General features: G+C 37.8%; 31 protein-coding genes, 1 tRNA gene and 1 other annotated feature. All 32 genes read left to right on the forward strand.

Annotated features, from left to right (window positions below; all coding sequences use genetic code 11):
* Positions 1–106, forward strand: a 106-nt coding sequence (locus tag GXZ93_00005; protein ID HHT78177.1) for an elongation factor Tu, incomplete at its 5' end; no start/stop codon positions are given.
* A 101-nt stretch (positions 107–207) separates the two neighbouring features.
* Entirely contained in the window at positions 208–357 is a 150-nt protein-coding gene (gene rpmG, locus GXZ93_00010) for a 50S ribosomal protein L33 (GenBank protein HHT78178.1), read from the forward strand.
* Positions 356–432: transfer RNA gene (locus GXZ93_00015), tRNA-Trp, on the forward strand. Before rpmG ends, GXZ93_00015 begins: the two co-directional genes overlap by 2 nt.
* Before the next feature lie 108 nt (positions 433–540).
* Complete coding sequence (gene secE, locus GXZ93_00020; protein HHT78179.1) at positions 541–798, forward strand: preprotein translocase subunit SecE; 258 nt, start codon at positions 541–543, stop codon at positions 796–798.
* Between the two features lie 45 nt (positions 799–843).
* Entirely contained in the window at positions 844–1,368 is a 525-nt protein-coding gene (gene nusG / locus GXZ93_00025) for a transcription termination/antitermination protein NusG (GenBank protein ID HHT78180.1), read from the forward strand.
* A 31-nt stretch (positions 1,369–1,399) separates the two neighbouring features.
* Positions 1,400–1,822 carry a 50S ribosomal protein L11 gene (gene rplK / locus GXZ93_00030; GenBank protein HHT78181.1) on the forward strand — a complete coding sequence of 141 codons (423 nt, stop codon included), beginning with the start codon at positions 1,400–1,402 and terminating at the stop codon, positions 1,820–1,822.
* Positions 1,823–1,861: 39 nt separating this feature from the next.
* Positions 1,862–2,575 (forward strand): 50S ribosomal protein L1, encoded by a 714-nt coding sequence (locus tag GXZ93_00035; GenBank protein ID HHT78182.1) that lies wholly within the window; start codon positions 1,862–1,864, stop codon positions 2,573–2,575.
* Between the two features lie 46 nt (positions 2,576–2,621).
* Positions 2,622–2,744: a sequence feature (ribosomal protein L10 leader region), on the forward strand.
* Between the two features lie 56 nt (positions 2,745–2,800).
* Positions 2,801–3,331 carry a 50S ribosomal protein L10 gene (locus tag GXZ93_00040; protein ID HHT78183.1) on the forward strand — a complete coding sequence of 177 codons (531 nt, stop codon included), beginning with the start codon at positions 2,801–2,803 and terminating at the stop codon, positions 3,329–3,331.
* 42 nt (positions 3,332–3,373) lie between these two features.
* Entirely contained in the window at positions 3,374–3,766 is a 393-nt protein-coding gene (rplL, locus tag GXZ93_00045) for a 50S ribosomal protein L7/L12 (GenBank protein HHT78184.1), read from the forward strand.
* 274 nt (positions 3,767–4,040) lie between these two features.
* Complete coding sequence (gene rpoB / locus GXZ93_00050) at positions 4,041–7,568, forward strand: DNA-directed RNA polymerase subunit beta (protein HHT78185.1); 3,528 nt, start codon at positions 4,041–4,043, stop codon at positions 7,566–7,568.
* An 86-nt stretch (positions 7,569–7,654) separates the two neighbouring features.
* Positions 7,655–11,827 carry a DNA-directed RNA polymerase subunit beta' gene (locus tag GXZ93_00055; GenBank protein HHT78186.1) on the forward strand — a complete coding sequence of 1,391 codons (4,173 nt, stop codon included), beginning with the start codon at positions 7,655–7,657 and terminating at the stop codon, positions 11,825–11,827.
* 213 nt (positions 11,828–12,040) lie between these two features.
* Positions 12,041–12,418: a 30S ribosomal protein S12 gene (locus GXZ93_00060; protein HHT78187.1), complete on the forward strand. Its 378-nt coding sequence runs from the start codon at positions 12,041–12,043 to the stop codon at positions 12,416–12,418.
* An 85-nt stretch (positions 12,419–12,503) separates the two neighbouring features.
* Positions 12,504–12,974: a 30S ribosomal protein S7 gene (rpsG, locus tag GXZ93_00065; GenBank protein HHT78188.1), complete on the forward strand. Its 471-nt coding sequence runs from the start codon at positions 12,504–12,506 to the stop codon at positions 12,972–12,974.
* A gap of 18 nt (positions 12,975–12,992) precedes the next feature.
* The gene (gene fusA / locus GXZ93_00070; protein ID HHT78189.1) at positions 12,993–15,080 is read left to right on the forward strand and encodes an elongation factor G; all 2,088 of its coding nucleotides are present in this window, start codon (positions 12,993–12,995) and stop codon (positions 15,078–15,080) included.
* 84 nt (positions 15,081–15,164) lie between these two features.
* The gene (gene tuf, locus GXZ93_00075; protein HHT78190.1) at positions 15,165–16,370 is read left to right on the forward strand and encodes an elongation factor Tu; all 1,206 of its coding nucleotides are present in this window, start codon (positions 15,165–15,167) and stop codon (positions 16,368–16,370) included.
* 35 nt (positions 16,371–16,405) lie between these two features.
* Positions 16,406–16,726 (forward strand): 30S ribosomal protein S10, encoded by a 321-nt coding sequence (gene rpsJ / locus GXZ93_00080; GenBank protein HHT78191.1) that lies wholly within the window; start codon positions 16,406–16,408, stop codon positions 16,724–16,726.
* 149 nt (positions 16,727–16,875) lie between these two features.
* Complete coding sequence (gene rplC, locus GXZ93_00085) at positions 16,876–17,499, forward strand: 50S ribosomal protein L3 (protein HHT78192.1); 624 nt, start codon at positions 16,876–16,878, stop codon at positions 17,497–17,499.
* Positions 17,500–17,519: 20 nt separating this feature from the next.
* A complete protein-coding gene (gene rplD / locus GXZ93_00090; protein HHT78193.1) occupies positions 17,520–18,158 on the forward strand; it encodes a 50S ribosomal protein L4 in 639 nt (212 codons plus the stop codon).
* Positions 18,145–18,432: a 50S ribosomal protein L23 gene (gene rplW / locus GXZ93_00095; GenBank protein HHT78194.1), complete on the forward strand. Its 288-nt coding sequence runs from the start codon at positions 18,145–18,147 to the stop codon at positions 18,430–18,432. Before rplD ends, rplW begins: the two co-directional genes overlap by 14 nt.
* Positions 18,433–18,569: 137 nt before the next feature.
* Positions 18,570–19,400 (forward strand): 50S ribosomal protein L2, encoded by an 831-nt coding sequence (rplB, locus tag GXZ93_00100; protein HHT78195.1) that lies wholly within the window; start codon positions 18,570–18,572, stop codon positions 19,398–19,400.
* Between the two features lie 41 nt (positions 19,401–19,441).
* On the forward strand, positions 19,442–19,741 hold the full coding sequence (gene rpsS / locus GXZ93_00105; GenBank protein HHT78196.1) for a 30S ribosomal protein S19: 300 nt from the start codon (positions 19,442–19,444) through the stop codon (positions 19,739–19,741).
* Positions 19,742–19,797: 56 nt separating this feature from the next.
* Positions 19,798–20,172 carry a 50S ribosomal protein L22 gene (gene rplV / locus GXZ93_00110; protein HHT78197.1) on the forward strand — a complete coding sequence of 125 codons (375 nt, stop codon included), beginning with the start codon at positions 19,798–19,800 and terminating at the stop codon, positions 20,170–20,172.
* Positions 20,150–20,830: a 30S ribosomal protein S3 gene (gene rpsC, locus GXZ93_00115; GenBank protein ID HHT78198.1), complete on the forward strand. Its 681-nt coding sequence runs from the start codon at positions 20,150–20,152 to the stop codon at positions 20,828–20,830. The genes rplV and rpsC overlap by 23 nt, the downstream gene beginning before the upstream one ends.
* Positions 20,831–20,887: 57 nt before the next feature.
* Entirely contained in the window at positions 20,888–21,295 is a 408-nt protein-coding gene (rplP, locus tag GXZ93_00120; GenBank protein ID HHT78199.1) for a 50S ribosomal protein L16, read from the forward strand.
* Positions 21,296–21,345: 50 nt separating this feature from the next.
* Positions 21,346–21,663 (forward strand): 50S ribosomal protein L29, encoded by a 318-nt coding sequence (gene rpmC, locus GXZ93_00125; GenBank protein ID HHT78200.1) that lies wholly within the window; start codon positions 21,346–21,348, stop codon positions 21,661–21,663.
* Positions 21,664–21,692: 29 nt separating this feature from the next.
* Positions 21,693–21,947 (forward strand): 30S ribosomal protein S17, encoded by a 255-nt coding sequence (rpsQ, locus tag GXZ93_00130; GenBank protein ID HHT78201.1) that lies wholly within the window; start codon positions 21,693–21,695, stop codon positions 21,945–21,947.
* A 33-nt stretch (positions 21,948–21,980) separates the two neighbouring features.
* Positions 21,981–22,349 carry a 50S ribosomal protein L14 gene (gene rplN, locus GXZ93_00135; protein ID HHT78202.1) on the forward strand — a complete coding sequence of 123 codons (369 nt, stop codon included), beginning with the start codon at positions 21,981–21,983 and terminating at the stop codon, positions 22,347–22,349.
* 22 nt (positions 22,350–22,371) lie between these two features.
* Positions 22,372–22,686 (forward strand): 50S ribosomal protein L24, encoded by a 315-nt coding sequence (locus GXZ93_00140; protein ID HHT78203.1) that lies wholly within the window; start codon positions 22,372–22,374, stop codon positions 22,684–22,686.
* 35 nt (positions 22,687–22,721) lie between these two features.
* Positions 22,722–23,273: a 50S ribosomal protein L5 gene (rplE, locus tag GXZ93_00145; GenBank protein HHT78204.1), complete on the forward strand. Its 552-nt coding sequence runs from the start codon at positions 22,722–22,724 to the stop codon at positions 23,271–23,273.
* Between the two features lie 21 nt (positions 23,274–23,294).
* Complete coding sequence (locus tag GXZ93_00150) at positions 23,295–23,480, forward strand: type Z 30S ribosomal protein S14 (protein HHT78205.1); 186 nt, start codon at positions 23,295–23,297, stop codon at positions 23,478–23,480.
* 17 nt (positions 23,481–23,497) lie between these two features.
* Positions 23,498–23,899 (forward strand): 30S ribosomal protein S8, encoded by a 402-nt coding sequence (rpsH, locus tag GXZ93_00155; protein ID HHT78206.1) that lies wholly within the window; start codon positions 23,498–23,500, stop codon positions 23,897–23,899.
* Positions 23,900–23,921: 22 nt separating this feature from the next.
* Positions 23,922–24,470 carry a 50S ribosomal protein L6 gene (rplF, locus tag GXZ93_00160; protein HHT78207.1) on the forward strand — a complete coding sequence of 183 codons (549 nt, stop codon included), beginning with the start codon at positions 23,922–23,924 and terminating at the stop codon, positions 24,468–24,470.
* Positions 24,471–24,497: the final 27 nt, after the last annotated feature.

Here is a 24,497-nt window from a genome sequence, read left to right on the forward strand (position 1 = left end):
AGTAAAGCTTATCACACCTGTAGCAATGGAAGAAGGACTAAGGTTTGCTATCAGGGAAGGCGGAAGAACAATAGGTGCCGGCAGTATTTCCAAGATAATTGAGTAATATGTGGGAATGAAGAGGAAATATTTATTGACATAAATATTCCAAGATGTTAGCTTATTGATTTGCGTTTTTTCAAATAAAGGTGAAATTTGGAGTAAGAAGTGAGAGTAAACGTAATATTGGCGTGCAATGACTGTAAAAGAAGAAACTATACTTCGGTTAAAAATAAAAAGAATGATCCTGACAGGATAGAAATAAAAAAATATTGCAAGTGGTGTAGAAAGCATACGGTTCATAAGGAGACCCGTTAGGGCTGTAGCTCCAATCGGTAGAGCACCGGTCTCCAAAACCGGGTGTTGGGGGTTCGAATCCCTCCAGCCCTGCCAGAATTGTTTTGTTATTTCTCGTTATTTTAAAAGGAAAGAATAGGAAAAGAATTGGCTAAGCAAAAAGTTCCGACGAAATTCAAGCAAAAGGCCATGATGGAGCGGATGATGCAGGAAAGAAAAGCGCCTCCGACTCCTGTAAAGAAAAAGATTAACTGGAAAAAGTTTATAAAGGCAATCCCCGGAAGGATTGCAAAATTTTTCAGAGATGTGGTCCATGAATTAAAGAAAGTAACATGGTCAACAAAAAAAGATCTTTTCAGATATACGGTTATTGTTCTTATAACCATTGCATTTTTTGCAATAATCCTGGGGTTTTTTGATTTTATCTGGTTGAGACTTATAGAATTTATGGCTCTTGCATGAAATCTGAAAAAGAGTTAAGAAATTAGACTTGAGGGTGTTTTTTAAATGAGATCCAGATGGTATGTTATTCATTCATATGCAGGTTACGAGAATAAAGTGAAATTAAACCTTGAACATCGTAAGGAATCAATGAATATGAGTGATAAAATTTTTGATATTTATATTCCTACTGAAGAAGTAATGGAAATACATTCAGGGAAAAAACATGTTTCTTTGAAGAAAGTTTTCCCCGGATATCTGCTTGTCAAGATGCTTCTTGATGACGATTCATGGTATGTGGTAAGAAATACCCCGGGAGTTACCGGTTTTGTCGGGAGTGAAGACAGGCCCCAGCCGTTGTCTGAAGACGAAGTAAATAAGATAATGAAGAAAGTTGTTTCTGACAAACCCAAGCCGAAAACCGACTTTGAAATCGGCATGCCTATCAAGGTAATAAACGGGCCGTTTGCTAATTTTGACGGAACCATAAGTGAGATAAATATAGACCAGGGCAAGATCAGAGTTCTTGTTTCAATATTTGGGCGCCAGACACCGGTAGAACTGAATTTTGATCAGGTTTCTAAAATTTAACTTAATAATTTAATTTTTAAAAGAGGAAAAAATGGCAAAAAAGATAGCAGCATTAATAAAATTACAGGTTACAGCCGGTCAGGCAAACCCTGCTCCCCCTATCGGTCCTGCATTGGGGCAGCACGGGATTAATATAATGGAATTCTGCAAGCAGTTCAATGAACAGACTGCAAACCAGACCGGAACTATTCTTCCTGTAGTAATAACTGTATATGCTGACAGGAGCTTCAGTTTTATAACAAAAACTCCTCCTGCTGCAGTTCTGATTAAAAAAGCTGTTGGCATAGATAAGGGCTCAAAGGAGCCCAACAGGTCAAAAGTTGCAGAGATAACAAAATCACAGATTGAGGAAATTGCAAAACTTAAATTGAAAGATTTAAATGCAAGAAAAGTAGAATCTGCGGTTAAAATAATCGAGGGTACTGCAAAAAGCATGGGAGTCAAAGTAGTTTAATTTTTAAGAAAGAGTTTTTATTTAAAAGGACGGATTGTTGTGAAGAGAGGAAAAAAATATATTGAAAAAGCTTCAGGAAGAGACAGAGTTACTCTGAATACTCCGCTGACAGCTATAAAATGGGCAAAGGAAAACAGTTATACAAAATTTGACGAATCCATAGACCTGTCAATTAATCTTGGAGTTGATCCCAAGAAAGCCGACCAGATAGTAAGAGGAACGATAGTTCTTCCCAATGGAACAGGCAAAGTGGCAAAAATACTTGTTTTTGCCCAGGGTGAAAAAGCTATGGAAGCCAAAGATACAGGCGCTGACTATGTTGGCGGAGAAGAGCTTGTTGAAAAGGTCGCGGGAGGATGGCTGGATTTTGATATATGCATAGCTACTCCCGATATGATGAAAAGTGTAGGCAGGCTTGGAAAAGTACTTGGACCAAGAAAACTGATGCCTAATCCGAAATCAGGAACTGTTACAATGGATATAGCAAAAGCAGTAAGCGATATCAAAAAAGGAAGACTTGAATTCAGGACAGATAAATACGGAGTTGTCCACAGCACAATAGGAAGAGTCAGTTTTGATTTAAAAGCGCTTGCAGAAAATTATTCCGCACTTATGGATGCAATAATAAAAGCAAAGCCATCAGCTGCAAAAGGAAAGTATGTAAAAGCAGTTTATGTTTCTACGACTATGGGTCCGAGCATGAAGATAGATGTTACCAAATCAATTGAATCAGAAATGTCTGAGGTAGCATAAAAAACTATCATTAGTTTATTTGTAATCTGTATTAATAAAATAATAAAAAATAATAGCAAATAGACCAAAGACAGCAGGTGCCAAAGAATATTTTGGCTTAATAGCCTGCCCAGGTTGATTGTAAAGTTTAAAATCGACCTGCTTTGGGTCGATTTTTTGTTATTTATAAGTTTTTAAAAAAATATTGGAAAAAATATATTAAGTTTGAATAAGGTGGTGGTTTAGTTGATAAAAAAAGAAAAGGAATTAAAAGTCGACATATTGAAGAAGGATTTCAGCGAAAATGCAGGTCTGATTTTTGCGGATCACAGCAATATGAAATCTGAACAGTCAACGATAATAAGAGAAAAACTTGACAATATCGATGCAACTTTAAGAATTGTCAAGAATACGCTTGCGACCCTGGCAGCAAATGAATGTTTTAAAGATATTGATCTTACTGAAATTTTTAAAGGCCATACAAGCATTGTTATCAGCCATAAGGATATCATTTCTACAGCCAAAGTATTAAAAGATATAGCCAGGGAATATGATATCTTGAAAATTAAGGCAGGAATAATCGATGGCAGACTGATCAACTCACAGGATGTTGAAACGCTTGCAGGTCTTCCTTCAAGAGAAGTTCTGCTTACAAAGGTTGCTTCGGGTCTGTTAAGTCCTATTTATGCATTGGTAAGTCTGCTTAACAATTTGCCGCAGAAACTGGTAATGACGCTGGCTGCTATTCAAAAAAATAAAGAATCCCAGATTAATTAACAATTAAACAAATTTAAGGTTTGGAAAAAGAAAGGATAAAAAATGGCTAAAGAATTAAAGATGGAAGAAATACTGGAAGCGATTGAAAAAATGACAGTGCTTCAGCTTTCCGAGTTAGTAAAAGCATTAGAAGAAAAATTCGGAGTAAGCGCTCAGGCAATGGTTGCTGCTGCTCCTGCCGGAGGAGCTGCTCCTGCTGCTGCAGCTGCTGCTGAAGAAGAACAAACGGAATTTGATGTTATCTTAAAAGCTGCAGGCGAAAAGAAAATACAGGTTATCAAAGTTGTAAGAGCCATAACAGGGCTCGGTCTTAAAGAAGCTAAAGATCTTGTGGACGGCGCACCAAACGCTGTCAAAGAAAAAATTTCCAAAGAAGAAGCAGATAAAATCAAAACAGAACTTGAAGAAAACGGTGCTACAGTAGAAGTTAAATAATCCGTTTTAAATGTCTGTATCTGCTATATTAAATTTATTGCAGATATTGATTCCGAGTTGATTTTATTAGAGATATACGTCAATAGATAAACTATCTGAAAAAAATAGTTAGTTTATCTATTGACATTATCCAATTATTTGATAAATTAACTATTTGCAACTTTTTTGGGTTTAAAAAAACACCCTCTTAAAGTGAGCTTTTTATCCTTTTAACAGTAATCAATTTTTTGATTGTGAATTTTTTTGCAATTTTTTAAAAAGGGGAGAAATATTAATGCAAAAAACTAAGAAAATCCAAAGATATGAATTTGGTAATATTCCTGAAATCATTGAAATGCCCCACCTTCTTGACATACAGAGAAAATCTTTTGACTGGTTTTTAAAGGAAGGCGTATGGGAAGCGCTTAAGGATATTTCACCCATTGAAGATTTCACAGGAAACATGTCCCTTGAATTTAAAGATTTTTCATGGGGTGAAGTGAATGCTCCTATTGATGTGTGCAAGATGGAGAATATGGACTTTTCAGCTCCTCTGAGAGTAAAAGCCAGGTTTACCAATAAGGAAACCGGTGAATACAGTGAACAGGAAGATGTTTTTCTCGGAGATTTCCCGCTTATGACGGATACGGGAACATTTATTATAAATGGCACTGAGAGAGTAGTTGTTTCACAGCTTGTCAGGTCACCCGGTGCTTATTATGACAGTGATATTGACAAGAAAAAAGAAAAAGTAATTTATCTTTCCAAGCTGATTCCGACAAGAGGTTCATGGATTGAGATAGAAACAGACAAAAAAGACATTGCTTATGTCAGAATCGACAGGAAAAGAAAATTTTTACTTACCATATTTCTCAAATCAGTCGGATTCGGGAACAATGAGGAACTTCTAAAGCTGTTCAGCCCGTTTGACAAAGTCGGCTGTATTAAAAACACTCTTGAAAAAGACATAACAGAGACAGAAGAAGGCGCTCTTATTGAATTTTACAAGAAATTAAAACCGGGCGAACCTTCTACAAAAGAAAGCGCAAAGACTCTGATATCGCAGCTCTTCTTTAATTCCAAGAGATATGACCTCGGCAAAGTCGGTAGATATAAAATAAATAAAAAGCTTGAACTGGACCAGCCGCTTGAAGCTGAAATTGAAGAACAGCTCAGTTTAATAGACCAGAAAATGGGTATTGATGCCAATGATCCGTTTATTCTTCACAGCAAGGATATTTTTATGTTTGTAAAATATATATTGCAGCTCATGGATGGGATAGGAGAGCTTGATGACATTGATCATTTTGGAAACAGAAGAATAAGAAATATCGGAGAACTTATACAGAACCAGGTAAGGATAGGGCTTGCCAGAATGGAAAGAGTAGTTAAGGAAAGAATGACTACTCAGGATGCTGAAACAATCACACCAAAATCACTCATTAATATAAGACCGCTTATTGCCGCCTTAAAAGAATTTTATGGCAGCGGCCAGCTTTCACAATTCCTGGATCAGACAAATCCGCTTGCCGAGATAACACATAAAAGAAGACTTAGCGCCCTGGGGCCCGGCGGTCTTTCAAGGGAAAGAGCAGGTTTTGAGGTAAGAGATGTACATTCTTCACATTATGGAAGAATGTGCCCGATTGAAACCCCTGAAGGTCCGAACATCGGACTTATAGGTTCGCTTGCCACATATGCAAGGCTAAATGAATTCGGGTTTATTGAAACTGCTTATAGAAAAGTAATTAAAAGAAAAGTAACTGATGAAGTTGAATATCTTACTGCAGATGATGAAGAAAAATATACAATAGCACAGGCTACTGCTCAGATAGATGAAAAAGGGTATTTTTCTGAAGAAAAGGTACTTGCAAGACTGGGAGGAGAAGTAATTGCTGCGGATCCTAACAGTATCGATTATATGGATGTTTCCCCCAAACAGCTATTCAGCGCAGCTGCTTCCCTTATTCCGTTTCTTGAGCATGACGATGCCAACCGTGCTTTAATGGGTTCCAACATGCAGAGGCAGGCTGTGCCTCTTATTTATCCTGAACCTCCTCTTGTAGGGACAGGAATGGAAAAGAAGGTAGCGCATGACAGCGGACAGATAGTTACGGCAAAAAATGCCGGGAAGGTCATTTATGTTTCAGCAAATAAAATAATTATTGAATATAAGGCAGAATCAAAAGGCAAGACTATTGCACGGGATGAATATAATTTGTATAAATTCCGAAGATCGAATCAGGGAACCTGCATCAATCAGAGACCCGCTGTGTTTGAAGGGCAGGAAGTAAAAAAAGGAGAAGTTATTGCCGACGGACCTTCGACCAATTCGGGAGAGCTTGCTCTTGGCAGAGATCTTCTGGTTGCTTTCATGCCCTGGGAAGGCTATAACTATGAAGATGCAATAGTGCTTTCTGAAAGACTTGTAAAAGATGATGTGTTATCTTCAATACACATATCAAAACACGAGATTGAGGCAAGAACAACAAAACTTGGTCCGGAAGAAATAACCAGAGACATTCCTAATGTAGGCGACGAGCTTCTTAAGAATCTTGATGAAAGAGGAATAATCAGACTCGGTGCCGAAGTAAAACCCGGAGACATACTTGTAGGAAAGATAACCCCGAAAGGTGAAACTGAACTTACTGCGGAAGAAAAACTTTTAAGAGCTATTTTTGGTGAGAAAGCCAGAGAAGTCCGTGACAGTTCTTTAAAAGTGCCTCATGGCGAAAGCGGAAAAGTAATAGATGTTCAGATATCTTCAAAGGAGACAGGAAATGATCTCCCGCCCGGGGTAAATGAACTGGTCAGAGTATTTATAGCAAAGAAAAGAAAAATATCTGTAGGAGACAAACTTGCCGGAAGACATGGCAACAAAGGCGTAATCTCCGTAATTCTTCCTGAAGAAGACATGCCTTATACAGAAGACGGCACCCCGGTCGATATAATACTGAATCCGCTGGGCGTTCCTTCCAGAATGAATGTCGGACAGATTCTTGAAACTCATCTCGGGTGGGCTGCCCATGAAGGGTGGGAAGAAAAAAATAATCCGGCCATGAAAGAGATCAGACAGGAAAACGGACGGATATTTACAGCCACACCTATTTTTGATGGCGCAGAAGAAGACAATATCAGAGAAATATTAAAAAAAGCGGGATTGCCGGAAACAGGCAAAGTGCCTCTTTATGATGGAAAAAGCGGCGAAAAAATAGCTTCCGACATTACCATAGGATATATATACATTCTGAAACTGCTGCATCTTGTTGATGACAAGATACATGCAAGATCCACAGGACCTTATTCGCTGGTTACCCAGCAGCCTCTTGGAGGGAAAGCCCAGTTTGGAGGCCAGAGATTCGGCGAAATGGAAGTATGGGCTCTTGAAGCATACGGTGCAGCTCATATTCTTCAGGAAATGCTGACTATCAAATCAGACGATGTTTTTGGAAGAGTAAAAACATATGAATCAATAGTTAAGGGCGAGAATATAGAAAAACCGGGCATTCCTGAATCATTCAAGGTTCTTGTAAAAGAAATGCAAAGTCTCTCCCTGGATGTCGAAGTCCTTTCGGAAGAAGGCAAAGAAGTAGAGATAATAGGCCACGAGGATGAAATCATGAAAACCGTAAAAGAACTGGGAATAGACCTGCAGCATGATGAGAGCCTGAATTTCTTTGCTGAACCGGATTTAAAACATGGCCGGAATAACGATTTCGATGATTTCGGTGATGATTTTAATGAAGAAAGTGATGAAGAGTCGGATATAAGTGAGGAATCCAATACAGAGAAAGAACCTGAACCGGATGAAAGCCCGGCATAATAAGATTGAAGACATATAATACTTTATTAATTATGTTAATTTTTAATTTTGAAATTTTAGTTCACTCGAATAGGGGGAATTTATAAATGTCTATAAGTATAGATGTAAACAATTTTGATGCTTTAAGGATAGGTCTTGCATCGCCTGAAAAAATCAGATCCTGGTCAAATGGCGAGGTTAAAAAACCTGAGACCATTAACTACAGGACTTTAAAGCCGGAAAAAGACGGTCTTTTCTGCGAGAGGATATTTGGTCCTACCAAAGACTGGGAATGTTATTGCGGCAAATATAAAAGAGTAAGATTCAAGGGTATTATTTGTGAAAGATGCGGAGTAGAAGTAACCCGTTCAAGCGTAAGAAGAGAAAGAATGGGACATATTGAACTTGCTTCTCCCGTATCCCATATCTGGTTTTTTAAAGGCGTACCTTCAAGACTTGGCTATATACTTGGTCTTACTCCAAAAGATCTTGAAAAAGTACTGTATTTTGATTCATACATAATAATTTCAATTGACAGGGAAAAAATCGAAACCGAAAAGGAAAAAATAAAAGCAACCCATGAAGCCTATATTGAAGAAACGGAAAAGTTTCATGTTGAAAGAATAAATGAGATAAAGGAAACGAATGATGATTTCCTGAGAAGATATAAAACAGGAGAGCCGCTGGTTGAGTTGGAAGCTTTTGATGACAGTGAGCTTGAAACTGAAAAGGATGTAGAAGCCAAAATTGCAAAAATAATCAAGGAAAACGGAAAACTTCTTGAAGAAGAAGAGGAAATATATCAGGAACAGATAGAGCTAATCAAGAAATCACAGGCACTGTTCTTTAATCTTGAGGAAAAGATGCTTATCGCTGATGAAAATCTGTTTAAAAAGCTTAAAGAAATATACGGCGATTATTTTAAAGGCGGAATGGGCGCTGAAGCAGTCAAGGAACTGTTAAAAAATATTGACTGTGAAAAAGAAGTAGAAGAGCTGAAAAATATTATTGAGACATCAAAAGGACAGAAAAGAAGCAAAGCAATAAAGACTCTTAAGATAATTTCTTCTTTTGTCAATACAAATAACAAGCCTGAATATATGATACTCGATGTTCTGCCTGTTATTCCGCCAGACCTTCGTCCGATGGTTCAGCTTGACGGCGGCAGATTCGCAACATCTGATTTAAATGATCTTTACAGAAGGGTTATAAACAGAAATAACAGACTTAAAAAACTTCTTGAACTGGATGCTCCTGAAATAATAATAAATAATGAAAAAAGAATGCTCCAGGAAGCAGTGGATGCTTTATTTGATAATGGAAGAAGAGGAAGAGCTGTGCTTGGAGCCGGCAACAGACCTCTTAAATCACTTAGCGACATGCTTAAGGGAAAGCAGGGTCGTTTCAGGCAGAATCTGCTTGGTAAAAGGGTAGACTATTCCGGACGTTCGGTAATCGTTGTAAATCCAAAATTAAGGCTTGACCAGTGCGGCCTTCCAAAACAGATAGCCCTTGAGCTTTTCAAACCTTTTGTTATGAAAAGACTTGTAGACGAAGACATTGCAAGCAATATAAAATCAGCAAAAATCATGGTAGAGCGTGGCGATGAAAAAGTATGGGATATGCTGGAAGCTGTAATAAAAAATCATCCTGTTCTTTTAAACAGGGCACCCACACTTCACAGGCTTGGAATTCAGGCATTCATGCCTATTCTTGTTGAAGGTAAAGCCATACAAATACATCCGCTTGTATGTCCTCCGTTTAATGCAGACTTTGACGGAGACCAGATGGCTGTACACGTTCCGCTTTCAAATGAAGCCAAGGCAGAAGCGATCATACTTATGCTTGCTTCCAATAATATACTTTCGCCTGCAAGCGGCGAACCTGTATCAACTCCTTCACAGGATATGGTGCTTGGCATTTATTACCTGACTTCAGAAAGAATCAAGCCAACAGGAAAAGAAAAATACTATCCCGATTCCGAAGCTGCATTAAGAGATTATGATTATGGATTTATAGAGCTTCACACTCCTATAAAAGTAAAGATTGATGAAAAGGTAATTAAAACAACTATAGGAAGAATCATATTTAATGAAGCTTTTCCTAAAGACTACAAATATATAAATAAGGAAGTTTCCAAAAAAGAACTTATTTCAATTCTGTCAGACTGTATCACGAAATACCAGAATCATATAATTGTTGAGATACTTGATACTATAAAGGCGCTTGGATTCAGGTATTCTACATTATCAGGACTTACTATAGGAATAAATGATATTATTGTGCCTCCTAAGAAAAAAGAGATTCTAAAGAATGCTGAGGAAAAGATAGACAAGGTAGAGCAGTACTATCAGCAGGGTATGATAACTGATGATGAAAGACATGACAGGATAATCCAGATATGGTCGCAGACAAATGAAGATGTGGCTGCTACTATGGAGAAAAACTTTGACAAGTTCAATCCCATATATATGATGGCAACCTCAGGTGCCCGGGGCAATATAAAGCAGTTAAGGCAACTTGCAGGCATGAGAGGACTTGTAGCAAACGCGAGGGGAGATATTATAGACAGACCGATAAAATCCAATTTCCGTGAGGGTCTGACAGTTCTTGAATATTTTCTTTCCACTCACGGCGCAAGACAGGGTCTTGCCGATACTGCACTCAGGACTGCTGACTCGGGATATCTTACAAGAAGACTTGTCGATGTGGCGCAGGACGGTATGGTTAGAATAAATGATTGCGAAACCGACGAAGGGATAGATCTTTTTGTGCTTACTCTTGAAGGGGAAGAAAATCTCAACCTTATCGGAAGGTTATGCCAGATAGAGATAACGGATCCTATTACCGGGGAAATCATACTTAATAAAGACGAAGAAATTACAAGAGAAGATATAGACAGGCTGGTACAGGCAAATATTAATACCGTCAATGTAAGATCGGTGCTTACATGTGAAGCTGAACAGGGAGTATGCCAGAAATGTTATGGAAGAAACCTGTCCACCAATAATATAGTCGATATAGGAGAGGCTGTAGGAACTATTGCAGCCCAGTCAATCGGTGAGCCGGGTACACAGCTTACTATGCGTACTTTCCATACGGGAGGAGTTGCATCAACTGTTATCCAGAGATCTATCAAATCTCCGGTAAAAGGAAAGCTTGTCCTGGGTAAGGAAATACTTGAACTTCTTAAACTCAAAAAAGAAGATTTTACCAGTGAAGAGAAAGATGACATTATCGAAATAAATATTGAGCACATACCTCATAAAATCACTTTTAAAGTTAAAATGGAAGAGAATCCTGAAAGTGAAAAGAAGTCCTCGCAACTTATCGATGTTATAATACCCAGAGGTGAAGTCCTGCAGCTTAACAGGAATATAAATGTTGAAAGAGATCAGGTATTTGCAAAACTCATATCCACTGCAAAGAAAAAGAGATATGTTCATAAACACGAAAAAACATTTGAAGGCATTGATATTACATCAGGTCTTCCGAGGGTTGTTGAATTGTTCGAGGCAAGAAAACCCAAAGAGCATTCAATAATGGCTGAGATATCGGGGAATATCAAAATCGAGGAACTTGATTCAAGGATGCTCAGTCTTACAATAACCAGTCCGGGTGGCAGTGAAGAAAGAGTTTATGAAGTTTCTGCAAGGTCAAAAGTGAGGTTTAATAACGGGGATTTTGTACAGGCGGGAGAACAGATAACGGAAGGTCCGAAGAACCCTCATGATATATTAAAGCTGAATGGCATAAAAGCATGTGCCCAGTATCTTGTAAAGGAAATACAGAGTGTATACAAGTCACAGGGTGTAGAAATAAATGACAAGCATATAGAAATAATTGTAAGACAGATGCTCAAGAAAGTAACCATACTTGAATCCGGAGACAGCTGTTTTCTTCCCGGACAGCTTGTTGACAGGCTTGTATTTGAAAAGGAAAACAAAAGACTTGCCGAGGAAGGCAAAAGACCTGCAGTTGCAAAACAGAATCTTATGGGTATTACCAAAGCATCACTTGCAACGGATAGCTTCCTTTCAGCGGCTTCATTCCAGGAGACTACAAGAGTACTTACCGATGCAGCCATAGAAAACAAGACAGATTTTCTGATTGGTCTTAAAGAAAACGTAATAATCGGAAAGAACATCCCTGCAGGAACCGGAATGACAAGGTACAGAACAGTGGAACTTGAGTACCCGGGATATGTTGCTGAAGAAGCCGAAGAAATAGATGTGGAAACTGATTTATCAGAGGAAGATAATATCGAGCTTGATATATAAGATGTGGCAAAAAAGTAATTTGATTTTAAGATTAATTTGTTGACATTTTAATCTTAAAATGATAATCTTTTTGCTTGCGCTCTAAAGACGGGTGCCCGTTTCTAAGATTTTACAGATAAATTTTACCATTAATTGTTGCATTTATTTAAACTAAAAATTTATTAATTTTATTATTACATTGATTATAAAAAAAGAGGTTAGAAGGTAGAATATATGCCTACTATTAATCAGTTGGTGAGAAAGCCAAGAGCAAAAATTGTTAAAAAGAAAAAAACACCTGCTTTGCAGGGAAACCCTTTAAGAAGAGGAGTTTGTGTAAGAGTTTATACAGCTACACCAAAGAAACCTAACTCAGCATTAAGAAAAGTTGCAAGAGTAAGACTTACAACAGGAATTGAAGTAACTGCATATATCCCCGGGATAGGGCATAATCTACAGGAGCACTCCATTGTTATTATCAGAGGGGGAAGAGTAAAAGACCTTCCGGGTGTAAGATATAAAATCGTAAGAGGGACACTTGATACTTCCGGTGTGGACGGCAGGAAAAAAGGTCGTTCAAGATATGGCGCCAAAAAGCCGAAACAAGGCTAAAAATCTACTTTTAGCTTTTTATTTAAACAATAATAATTAATTGGAAATATATAAATTATATTAGGGGTTTTATAAGGAGTTATGAATGTCTAGAAAGAAAAGAGCTCCCGGAAAGGGTTTTGAAGAAGATCCTATTTTTAAAAGCAAGCTCATAACTGAGTTGATTAATAAAGTACTTTGGGGCGGAAAGAAGAGTACTGCTGAAAACATTGTTTACGGCAGTCTTGAGGTTCTTGGCAAAAGAACCAAGGAAGACCCGATGGAAGTGCTTGAAAAATGTATGGACAATGTGAGGCCGGCTCTTGAGATAAAACCGAGAAGAGTCGGAGGAGCAACCTACCAGGTTCCTGTTGAAGTTTCTCATGAAAGAGCAAACACGCTTGCGATAAGATGGCTTATAAGTTTTGCCCGTAAGAGAAAAGAGAGAACAATGCAGGAAAGACTTGCCAGTGAAATACTTGACGGGGCAAGCAATACGGGAAACAGTATTAAAAAGAAAGAAGATTTACATAAAATGGCTGAAGCCAACAAGGCTTTTGCGCATTACAGATGGTGATTTGTTTAAAAAGAGAAAATGGCTAGACAGGTACAATTAAAACAGACCAGAAATATTGGTATAACGGCTCATATAGATGCCGGCAAGACCACCACTACTGAACGTATTCTTTATTATACCGGCAAAAGTTATAAAATTGGCGAGGTACATGAAGGCACTGCCGTTATGGACTGGATGGTTCAGGAGCAGGAAAGGGGCATCACAATAACTTCGGCTGCTACCACATGTTACTGGAAGGATCACAGGATAAATATAATCGATACCCCGGGTCATGTGGATTTTACTGTTGAAGTAGAACGTTCATTAAGAGTTCTTGACGGTATGATAGGGCTTTTTTGTGCTGTTGGCGGAGTTGAACCACAAAGCGAGACTGTCTGGAGACAGGCTGACAAATATGAAATACCAAGAATAGCCTTCGTTAATAAAATGGACAGGAACGGTGCAGACTTCGGCTATGTGGTTGAAATGATCAGAACAAGACTTAATGCAAATCCCGTGCCCGTACAGATACCTATTGGCAGTGAAGATGTTTTTAAAGGCATGATAGATCTTATAAATATGAAGGCGTATATATATTATGATGAAATGGGTTTGAGGTTTGAATATGCCGATATTCCTTCCGATCTTGTACAGTCTGCAAAAAAATACAGAGCAGAGCTTATAGAGAATGTTGCTAACTTTGACGATGAAATACTTAATAAATATGTTGAAAATATTGAAATAACTTCTGCCGAACTTTTAAAAGCAATAAGAAAACTTACAATTGAAGTTAAAATAATTCCTGTTCTTTGCGGTTCATCTTTTAAAAATAAAGGTGTCCAGCCCTTGCTTGACGCAGTAGTGGATTATCTGCCGTCTCCGATGGAAAATATCCAGCCGGTTGGCACAAATCCTTATACCAAAAAGGAAGAAGTAAGAGAAATAAAAGATGAAGAAGCTTTTTCAGGTTTTATATTTAAAATAATGACGGATCCTTTTATTGGGAAACTTGCATATTGCAGGGTATATTCCGGAGTACTTTCAGCAGGAAGCCAGGTATTAAACACCACAAGCAACAGCAATGAGAGAATAGGAAGACTGCTTTTAATGCACGCAAATCACAGAGAAGAGATAACAGAAGCTTACTGTGGCGATATTGTTGCTATCATAGGATTAAAAAAAGTAACTACCGGGGATACAATCTGTGATGTTAAAAATCCCATAAGATATGAGTCGATATCTTTTCCCGAACCGGTTCTTTCAATTGCAATTGAGGCCAAAACAAAGATAGATCTTGACAAGCTTACCAAGGCTTTAAATAAACTTGCTGAAGAAGATCCTACTTTCAGGGTGGGTGTTGACAGCGAAACCGGGCAGACAATCATAAGAGGTATGGGAGAGTTGCATCTTGAAATAATAGTTGACCGTTTACTCAGGGAATTTGAAGTGGATGCCAATGTCGGCAAACCACAGGTTTCCTACAGGGAAGCAATAACCAAACCCGTACAGATAGAAGGAAAATATGTAAGACAGAGTGGCGGCAAGGGACAATACGGGCATGTAATAATGCTGTTTGAACCTAATGAATACGGCAAAGGATTTCTTTTTGAGGATAAAATTAAAAGCGGGGCAATACCCAAAGAGTTTATCAAACCTGTGGAAATGGGAGTCCAGGATGCAATGCAGTCAGGAGAACTTGCCGGATATCCTGTTATTGATGTAAAAGCCACACTTCTTGACGGGTCTTATCATGATGTAGACTCTTCCGAGCTTGCATTCAGGATAGCTGCGTCCAAGGCATTCAGGGAGGCCATGATGAAATCTTCACCAATATTGATGGAGCCCGTTATGGAAGTAGAGGTTGTTACTCCTGAAGAATCAATGGGAGACGTTATAGGGGATATTAACTCAAAAAGAGGCAAGATTTCTGAAATAAATACAAGAAATAAAATGACTAATATAAAATGCGAAGTTCCTCTTTCCAATATGTTTGGTTATGCAACTGATTTGCGTTCAAAAACACAGGGAAGGGCAACTTTTACAATGCAGTTTAAAAAATATGAACCTGTTCCTGAAAATATAGCCAGTGAAATAATCAAAAAGGTCAAGGGAGTTATTGCAGTTTGATTTTTTTATTAACATAAACACATGCACAATTAAGTTACAAAGATTATTTATATTATCTAATCTTTAAGAAAGGAAAACATAGGTATGGCTAAAGAAAAATTTGCAAGAGGCAAGATACATATGAACATTGGTACGATAGGCCATGTTGACCACGGTAAGACCACCCTTACAGCAGCTATCACATACTGCCTTAAAGGCAAGGGTTTAAACGTAACCGAGCGTCCTTTTGATTCAATAGATAATGCCCCTGAAGAAAAAGCAAGAGGAATAACCATTGCTATTTCACACGTTGAATATGAAACAGACACTCGTCACTATGCCCACGTTGACTGTCCCGGACACGCCGACTACGTAAAGAACATGATTACAGGTGCAGCGCAGATGGACGGAGCAATACTTGTAGTATCGGCAGCAGACGGCCCCATGCCCCAGACAAGAGAGCACATACTCCTTGCCCGTCAGGTAGGCGTTCCATATATAGTAGTATTTTTAAACAAGACAGACATGGTAGATGATCCTGAACTGATAGAACTTGTAGAAATGGAAGTGCGTGAGCTTCTTTCCTCATATGAGTTCCCGGGAGATGACATCCCGATTGTTAAAGGCTCAGCTCTTAAAGCCCTTGAATGCGGTTGCGGCAAACCTGAATGCCCTGCATGCGGTCCTATCACGGAACTGATGGATGCAGTAGACAGCTACTTCCCTGATCCCACACGTGATGTCGACAAACCATTTTTAATGCCTATTGAAGATATATTTTCAATAACAGGAAGAGGAACAGTAGTAACGGGAAGAGCTGAAAGAGGCAGGATAACTCTTCAGGAAAACGTGGAAATAATAGGTATAAGGCCCCAGATACAGAAAACAGTTGTAACGGGTATAGAGATGTTTAGAAAACTTCTTGATGAAGGCCAGGCAGGAGACAACATAGGTCTTCTTTTAAGAGGTATAACAAAAGACGATGTTGAAAGAGGCCAGGTAGTTGCAAAACCGGGTTCAATTACACCTCATTCACATTTCAAAGCACAGGTTTACGTGCTGTCAAAAGATGAAGGCGGAAGACATACGCCTTTCTTTAACGGATATCGTCCACAGTTCTATTTCAGAACCACAGACGTTACCGGAGACATATCTCTTGAGCAGGGTGTGGAAATGGTAATGCCCGGTGATCATACGGAAATGGAAGTAAAGCTTATCACACCTGTAGCAATGGAAGAAGGACTAAGGTTTGCTATCAGGGAAGGCGGAAGAACAATAGGTGCCGGCAGTATTTCCAAGATAATTGAGTAATATGTGGGAATTGATAAATGTTGGAGGACATATAAGTGAGCGCAGTTAAATTAGAACAAAAAATAAGAATTAAACTTAAGGCTTATGATACGGAAGTAATAGACAGATCTGCAAAAAAGATAATTGAGACAGTAGAGAGTTCGGGAGCAAAAGTATCCGGTCCGATACCTTTGCCAAATAAGAAAAATGTTTATTGTGCAATAAGGTCTCCTCATGTCGATAAAGATTCAAGAGAACATTTTGAAATAAGGACACACAAAAGACTGATAGACATTATTGACCCGAATCCAAAAACGGTTGACATGCTGATGAGGCTGAATCTCCCGGCAGGTGTGGACATTGAAATAAAGTCCTAAATATTTTGAAAAATTTATAAATTTTTAATTGATTAATTTTATAAAAAATTATAAAATACCTAACTTGTGTTATCTAATTTTTTATAGAGATTATTTGTGTAATTTTTGAATATTGTTTTTTTGCAGTATTTATTAGAAAGAGAGCTAAAATGGTTAGCGCAATTTATGGTAAAAAAATAGGTTCGACTCAGATCTTTGATGATGCCGGCAATGCAGTTAATGTAACGGCCATTTATGCTGATCCATGTAAAATAGTACAGATAAAAAATGTTGAAAGCGACGGCTATAATGCATTGAAAATCGGTTTCAGCCAGGCTAAAGAAAATAAAGTGAGCAAGCCTCTCAAAGGTGAATTCAACAAGGCAAAAGTTGAAACTATGAAATATTTAAAAGAAATAAGACTTGATGACTTTAATAATGAATATAAAGTCGGAGATACAATCGATTTATCGGTTTTCAATATTGGTGATCTTGTAAAAATTACAGGCACATCAAAAGGCAAAGGATTTGCAGGAGTTATAAAAAGATATAATTTCCGTAGAGGCCCTATGACCCATGGTTCGCATAATATAAGAAGGCCTGGTTCCGTAGGAATGAGCGCTACGCCCAAAAAAATACTCAAAGGTAAAAAAATGCCCGGAAGAATGGGCGGAGTGCAGGTTACTACACCGCCTACCAGGATAATAAGCATTTTAAATGATGACAATATGATTCTTGTAAAAGGTTCGGTTCCCGGTGCCAAAGGCAGCCTGGTCTTTATTAGGAAAGCTTAGGTTTATTAGGAGATAATACAATGACAACTATTGATATCTTAGATTTAAAAGGAAGCAGTACAGATAAAATTGATATTCCTGAAGAAATAACTTCCCTGGAGGTAAATACAAATATACTTCATATGGAAGTTAAAAGATTCCTTGCTTCTTCAAGATCAGGTACAAGCAAAGCAAAAGGAAGAAGCGAAGTAAGCGGAGGCGGGCGAAAACCATGGAGGCAGAAAGGTACCGGAAATGCAAGGGCAGGCAGCAACAGATCACCTTTATGGAGACATGGAGGAGTTACTTTCGGACCGGTTCCAAGAGATTATTCTTTTAAACTTAATAAAAAGGTTGTAAGAAAATCAAAGCTCATGGCTCTTGTTGATAAAATTAATGACAGCAGGCTTTTAATAGTGTCTGGCTTTAATTTTGACAAACCCAGCACAAAAGAAGCATATAATGTTTTAAAGAGCTTGAAAATAAATGAAAATAAGGTACTTGTTGTAATAGATGATCTTGAAGGCAGTGAAGTTCTTTCATTCAGGAATCTTCCCAATGTTCTTCTGACTTCTTATAAATCAATAAATACTTATGAATTACTTGTAAGTGATTTTGTTCTTTTTACAAAAAGTTCCTTTGAAAAAATGCTGAAGGAGTTGTCAAATGCAAGATCCTAGGGACATAATTTTTGCTCCGATTGTATCTGAAAAAAGCTATAATGCGGTTAAAGATAACAGATACTCCTTTTTTGTTGATCTTAGGGCAGAAAAAGGTGAAATAAAAAGAGCAATAGAAAAAATATTTAATGTGAAAGTACTGAAAATCAGTACAGTAAATGTAAAGCCGAAACCTAAACGACTTGGGCGTAGTATCGGCAAAAGTCCAAGACAAAAGAAAGCCATCGTAAGTCTTCGCAAGAAAGACAAAATTGACTTCTTTCAGTCTGCTTAACGACTTTTAAATTAATAATTTAATTTTATTTGTTTTTTATAATACATATTGTTTTATGCAGTTTTGTATTTAAGAAATATTAACCATTAAGGAAAAGAAAGTAATTAACGTTTTAATTAGTTGCGGAGGTAATAAAGTTGGCCTTAAAAAAATATAAACCTACATCTCCAGGTAGGAGATTTGCGACAGTGTCTGACTTTTCTGAGCTTACAAAAAAGGCTCCTGAAAAATCACTGACTGTGCCTCTGTCAGGTAAAGGTGGAAGGAATAATAATGGAAAAATCACCCAGAGACATAGCGGCGGCAGACATAAAAGACTTTACAGGATAATAGATTTTAAAAGGAATAAAGCAAATATTCCTGCCAAAGTCGTAGCCATAGAGTATGATCCCAACAGAAGTGCGAGAATAGCACTGATTAATTATGCTGATGGTGAAAAAAGCTACATTATTGCTCCTGTAGGCTTGAAAATAGGCGATATTGTAATAGCGGGCAGCAATGTTGATATCAAAATCGGAAATTGCCTTCCTCTGGCAAACATACCTGTAGGTACCTTTGTTCATAATATTGAACTAAAAGTAAATAAAGGTGCTGCGATTGCCAGATCTGCCGGTTCTTCTGCACAGCTGCTGGCAAAAGATGAAGAGCATGCACAGCTAAAACTTCCCTCCGGTGAAGTAAGAATGGTAAGCATAGGATGCAGGGCATGCATAGGACAGGTAGGAAATCTTGATCATGAGATAATAACTCTGGGAAAAGCAGGAAGGTCCAGATGGCTTGGCGTAAGACCGGGCGTAAGGGGAACAGCTATGAACCCCCATGATCATCCGCACGGTGGCGGTGAAGGGAAAAACAAAACTGCCGGCAGGAACCCTGTAACGCCCTGGGGTAAACCTACTCTTGGATACAGGACAAGGGATAAGAAAAACCCTTCAGACAAGTTTATTATAAGAAGAAGGAAATCTTAACAGGTTTTAATTTTATTTTAGTTTTTTAGAGGAGGAAAAATATGTCAAGGTCTTTAAAAAAAGGGCCTTTTATAGAAGAAAGCTTAATGCGAAAGGTTGAAAAGCTTGAAGAAACAGGTGAAAAGAAGATCATAAAGACATGGTCAAGGGAATCAACGATTTTTCCTGAAATGGTGGGATATACATTTGCTGTTCATGACGGGAGAAAACATATTCCTGTTTTTGTATCCGAATCTATGGTTGGTCATAAGTTGGGAGAATTTGCTCCAACCAGATCGATAAGACCACATTCTTATAAAGGTAAAAATGAAAAAGCGGCTTCTGTTAAAAAGAAGAAATAACTTTTCAATAATGAAGTCGGATTGTTTTAATTGATTATCAAAAAGGGGGCTTAATAGTGGAAGCTAAAGCAGTTACAAAATATATAGGCATATCAGCTACAAAAATGAGATATGTAGTTGAGCTTGTCAAAGATAAAAAGGTTGAGGACGCAGTTAATCTGCTGTCTCTGACACCAAAGTATGCTGCTGTTTATGTAAAAAAAGCAATTCAAAGTGCTGCGGCAAATGCCAGTAATAATTTAAAGATAAAAGAAGATGATTTATTTATTTCAAAGATTTATGTAACCCAGGGCCCTACCCAGAAAAGATTCAGACCAAGGGCAAGAGGAAGGGCTGACAGAGAAAGAAAGAGAAGCTCACATTTATTTGTATGGGTTTCTGATGGTAAAACAGAGGAGGTTAAAAAAATTGGGTCAAAAAGTAAGTCCTAATGGCTTAAGAATCGGCATTAATAGAGACTGGGAATCCAGATGGTTTGCTTCCAAAAAGGAATATGCTCAATTTATAAAAGAAGATATAAGCATCAGAAAGTTAATTAATGATCAGATCGCCAATTCAGGTATTTCAAAGATAGAGATTGAAAGAACTTCAGATGAAGTCAAAGTTGATGTTCATACATCAAAACCCGGTGTTGTTATAGGTAAAAGGGGAGCAAACATCAACGATATAAAAGACATGCTTCAGAAAGAAGTCGGAAAAAACGTTCAGCTTAATATTATTGAGGTAAAAAAACCCGAACTGGTTTCAAAACTTGTGGCTGAAGGAATTGCTTCCCAGCTTGAGGGCAGGGTAAGCTTCAGAAAAGCCATGAAAAAAGCAGTTTCGCTTACTTTAAAAGCAGGAGCTAAAGGCATAAGAGTGCAGTGCTCCGGAAGACTTGGCGGAGCTGAAATGGCCAGAACGGAATGGTATCGTGAAGGAAGGGTGCCTCTTCATACATTAAGGGCGGAAATTGATTACGGTTTTGCAGAAGCCAATACGACATTCGGAAAAATAGGTGTAAAAGTATGGATTTACCTTGGAGATATATTAGTTGACAAGGGTGTTATTGAAGAAAAAAAGGCTGAAAAAGAATCAGCAGCCAGCTAATTAATATTATATTTGAAGTTTGTACAGATTGAAGTTAGGAGATAAATTATGTCACCGATGTTAATGCCTAAAAGGGTTAAATACAGAAAAGAGCAACGTGGCAGAATGAAAGGAATGGCTAAAGGAGGCATGAAGCTTTCTTTTGGTGAATATGGTTTGCAGGCACTTGAGCCCGGATGGATAACAAGCAAACAGATAGAAGCTGCCAGAGTTGCGCTTACAAGATATATAAAAAGAGGCGGAAAAGTATGGATAAATATTTTCCCTCATAAACCGGTTACAAAAAAACCTGCTGAAACAAGGATGGGCAGCGGTAAAGGTGCTCCGGAAAACTGGGTTGCCGTTATCAAACCCGGAAAAATAATGTTTGAACTTGCCGGCGTAAATAGGGAGATAGCGCAGGAAGCAATGAGGCTTGCTTCTCACAAATTACCTTTAAAAACGAAATTCATACATGAGGAATAGTTAAGACAATAAGATGAATTTAAATATTGTTTAATAGATTAGGTGAACAAATGAAAGCTAGTGATATAAGAGAATTTTCAAGAGAAGAACTACAGGCGAGGCTTCTGGAAGTCAAGAAAAATATTTTCAATCTTAAATTCCAGAAAGCATCCGGTCAGCTGGATGACTTAATGAAAATAAAGAATTTAAAAAGAGATGTTGCAAAAATTGAAACTGTTTTGAGGGAAAAAGAACTTGGAATAGTAGTAAAGGTGACTGAAAAGGAAAAACCGGTTAAAAAATCAAAACCCGGAAGCAGCCGGACAAAGCAGAAAGCTGCAAAAACAGATGAAAAGAAAGTTAAAGAAGAAACAGTTAAAGACAAATAAAATTTTAGTTTTTAAATAAGGGGGACTCCTTGGAAAGAGGAATTAGAAAAACAAGAATCGGGACAGTTGTAAGCGATAGCATGGACAAAACAATAGTTGTTGCTGTTGATTCGACTTACAGGCATCCCTTATATAAAAAGATTTTAACCAGAATCAGAAGATACAAGGCACATGATGAAACCAATGATGCCAAAAAAGGTGATAAAGTTTTAATTTCTGAAACAAGACCGCTGAGCAGAACGAAAAGGTGGAGACTTGTTGAAATAATTAAGAAAGCTGAATAATTAAGAAAGCAGTTTATAAGAAAGGGCTGTAAGATGATTCAATCTTATACTAGAGTAAAAGTAGCTGATAATACAGGTGCCAGAGAGCTCATGTGTATAAGGGTTTTAGGCGGAACGGGAAAACGATATGCAAGAGTGGGGGACATATTTATGGCCACAGTTAAAGATGCCAACCCCGGCGGAGTTGTTAAAAAAAGCGATATTGTAATGGCGGTGCTTGTAAGGTCAGTTAAAAAATATAGAAGAAAAGATGGTTCATATGTAAGATTTGATGAAAATGCTGCAGTAATCATCGATAAACAGGGTAATCCGAAAGGAACACGTATTTTTGGGCCTGTTGCAAGAGAGCTAAGAGAAAAGAATTATATGAAAATAATATCTTTATCTCCGGAAGTTGTATGAATTAATTTTTACAGGAGTGTAGATAATGTTCAAGATTAAAAAAAATGACAAAGTCAAGATTATGCAGGGCAAGGACAAAGGGAAAGTCGGCAAGGTTTTAAGGATAAACCCTAAGGAAGAGAAACTGTATGTAGAAGGGGCAAATATAATTAAAAGACATACAAGACAGAAAGCCCAGAATCAGCCTGGCGGAATCATTAAAAAAGAGGGTCCCATAAATATTTCAAACGTAAAAATAATCTGCCCCGGCTGCGGGAAAGATTCACGGGTAGGGTTTGAAATTAATGAAGGCAATGAAAAAGTAAGGATTTGTAAAAGCTGCGGACAGCAGATTTAATTTTTTTTTAAGTATTTATTTAAAGAGGATAAGTTATGACTGTGACAAAACCTAGATTAAAAGAAAAATATAATAGTGAGATATTAAAGCAGCTTATGGAGGAGAGAAAATTCAGCAATGTAATGGAAGCTCCAAGGCTGAAAAAAATTACTATAAATATGGGTGTTGGTTCAGCGACACAAAATGCCAAAGAGCTTGAAGGAGCTATAAAGGATCTGGCGATAATAAGCGGGCAGAAGCCCGTCATCACTAAAGCCAAAAAATCAATTGCAAGCTTCAAAGTTCGTGAAGGTAATTCAATTGGTTGCAAAGTGACACTCAGAGGAGCAAGAATGTATGAATTTCTGGACAGGCTTTTAAATGTTGCAATTCCCAGGATAAAGGATTTCAGAGGCATTTCCAGAAAAAGCTTTGACGGAAGAGGCAATTATACTATTGGTTTAAAGGAGCAGACAATTTTTCCGGAAGTCAATGTTGATGACATTACTTCGGTTAAAGGGATGAATATTACTTTTACAATGGATTCCAAATCAGACGATGATTCATTGCTTTTATTGGAAAAGTTCGGTTTTCCATTTAAAAAATAATTTTTAAAACAGGAGGATTTTTTGGCTAAAAAATCATTGATGGTAAAGCACAGCCGGGTGCCTAAGTTTACTACAAGGAAATACAATAGATGCAATAGATGCGGAAGGCCAAGAGGATATTTCAGGAGATTTGGTCTTTGCAGGATATGCTTGAGAGAACTTGCATATGAGGGCAAAATTCCTGGACTTGTAAAGTCCAGCTGGTAATTAAAGGAGGAGATTAAATGGCAGCAATATCAGATCCGATAGCTGATATGTTAACAAGGATTAGAAATGCCAATAAAGCAAGAATAGATTTTGTTGATATGCCCAATTCAAAAATGAAAAGGGGGATAGCAAAGATTCTGCTTGAAAAAGGCTTTATAAAAAATTTTGAAGTTACTGATGAGAGCTCAAACAGTAATCTGAGGGTTTACCTGAAGTTTGACAGGAATAAAAAAGGGATAATCAAAGGTATTAAAAAAATCAGCAAGCCGGGTTTAAGGATTTATGCCAAAAACAGCGAAATCCCCAGAGTTTTAGGAGGTCTGGGAACGGTTGTAGTATCTACATCCAAAGGTTTAATAGCTGGTGATGAAGCAAAGAAATCAGGTCTTGGTGGCGAAATAATTTGTTACATCTGGTAATAAGAATAAAGGGGGATTTAAAGTGTCCAGGATTGGAAAATTACCGATTGATATACCGTCAGGAGTAGATATAAAAATTGATGGTTCAATGGTGACTGTAAAAGGAAAATTAGGGGAATTATCACAGGAGATAGGAAGTTCGCTTGATGTTTCCGTTGAAGATAACAAGATAATTGTAAAAAGAAAATCTGATGATAAGACAGGAAGATCGCAGCACGGTCTTTACAGAAGCCTTATCAGCAATATGGTTCAGGGCGTAAGCGTAGGATTTGAAAGGGCTCTTGATATAGTGGGAGTGGGTTACAGGGCAAGCAAGAAAGGTGAAGACCTGGAAATACTTATCGGCTATTCAAACCCTGTGCTTATCAAGGCGACAAAAGATGTAAGTTTTGATGTACCGAGCCAGAATATCATCCTGGTTAAGGGTATTGACAAACAAAAAGTTGGAGAAATGGCAAACACGATAAGAAATGTCAGAAAACCTGAACCTTACAAAGGCAAAGGTATTAAATACAGAGAAGAAGTAATAAAAAGAAAAGTTGGAAAAACTACTGCTTCAAGTGGAAATTAATAAGCTTTTTTAATATACGGGAGTTTT

Source organism: Actinomycetota bacterium (genome assembly GCA_012837825.1).
Taxonomy (GTDB): Bacteria; Actinomycetota; Humimicrobiia; order Humimicrobiales; family Humimicrobiaceae; genus Humimicrobium.

Coding starts and splice junctions, on each gene's coding strand:
- secE (HHT78179.1), top strand. CDS start 541: ATGCAGGAAAGAAAAGCGCCTCCGACTCCTGTAAAGAAAAAGATTAAC.
- nusG (HHT78180.1), top strand. CDS start 844: ATGAGATCCAGATGGTATGTTATTCATTCATATGCAGGTTACGAGAAT.
- rplW (HHT78194.1), top strand. CDS start 18,145: ATGCAAGATCCTAGGGACATAATTTTTGCTCCGATTGTATCTGAAAAA.
- GXZ93_00055 (HHT78186.1), top strand. CDS start 7,655: ATGTCTATAAGTATAGATGTAAACAATTTTGATGCTTTAAGGATAGGT.
- GXZ93_00060 (HHT78187.1), top strand. CDS start 12,041: ATGCCTACTATTAATCAGTTGGTGAGAAAGCCAAGAGCAAAAATTGTT.
- rpoB (HHT78185.1), top strand. CDS start 4,041: ATGCAAAAAACTAAGAAAATCCAAAGATATGAATTTGGTAATATTCCT.
- rplP (HHT78199.1), top strand. CDS start 20,888: ATGTTAATGCCTAAAAGGGTTAAATACAGAAAAGAGCAACGTGGCAGA.
- rpsH (HHT78206.1), top strand. CDS start 23,498: ATGGCAGCAATATCAGATCCGATAGCTGATATGTTAACAAGGATTAGA.
- rpsG (HHT78188.1), top strand. CDS start 12,504: ATGTCTAGAAAGAAAAGAGCTCCCGGAAAGGGTTTTGAAGAAGATCCT.
- rpmC (HHT78200.1), top strand. CDS start 21,346: ATGAAAGCTAGTGATATAAGAGAATTTTCAAGAGAAGAACTACAGGCG.
- rpsS (HHT78196.1), top strand. CDS start 19,442: ATGTCAAGGTCTTTAAAAAAAGGGCCTTTTATAGAAGAAAGCTTAATG.
- rplD (HHT78193.1), top strand. CDS start 17,520: ATGACAACTATTGATATCTTAGATTTAAAAGGAAGCAGTACAGATAAA.
- rplC (HHT78192.1), top strand. CDS start 16,876: ATGGTTAGCGCAATTTATGGTAAAAAAATAGGTTCGACTCAGATCTTT.
- fusA (HHT78189.1), top strand. CDS start 12,993: ATGGCTAGACAGGTACAATTAAAACAGACCAGAAATATTGGTATAACG.
- rplE (HHT78204.1), top strand. CDS start 22,722: ATGACTGTGACAAAACCTAGATTAAAAGAAAAATATAATAGTGAGATA.
- tuf (HHT78190.1), top strand. CDS start 15,165: ATGGCTAAAGAAAAATTTGCAAGAGGCAAGATACATATGAACATTGGT.
- rplN (HHT78202.1), top strand. CDS start 21,981: ATGATTCAATCTTATACTAGAGTAAAAGTAGCTGATAATACAGGTGCC.
- rplK (HHT78181.1), top strand. CDS start 1,400: ATGGCAAAAAAGATAGCAGCATTAATAAAATTACAGGTTACAGCCGGT.
- rplL (HHT78184.1), top strand. CDS start 3,374: ATGGCTAAAGAATTAAAGATGGAAGAAATACTGGAAGCGATTGAAAAA.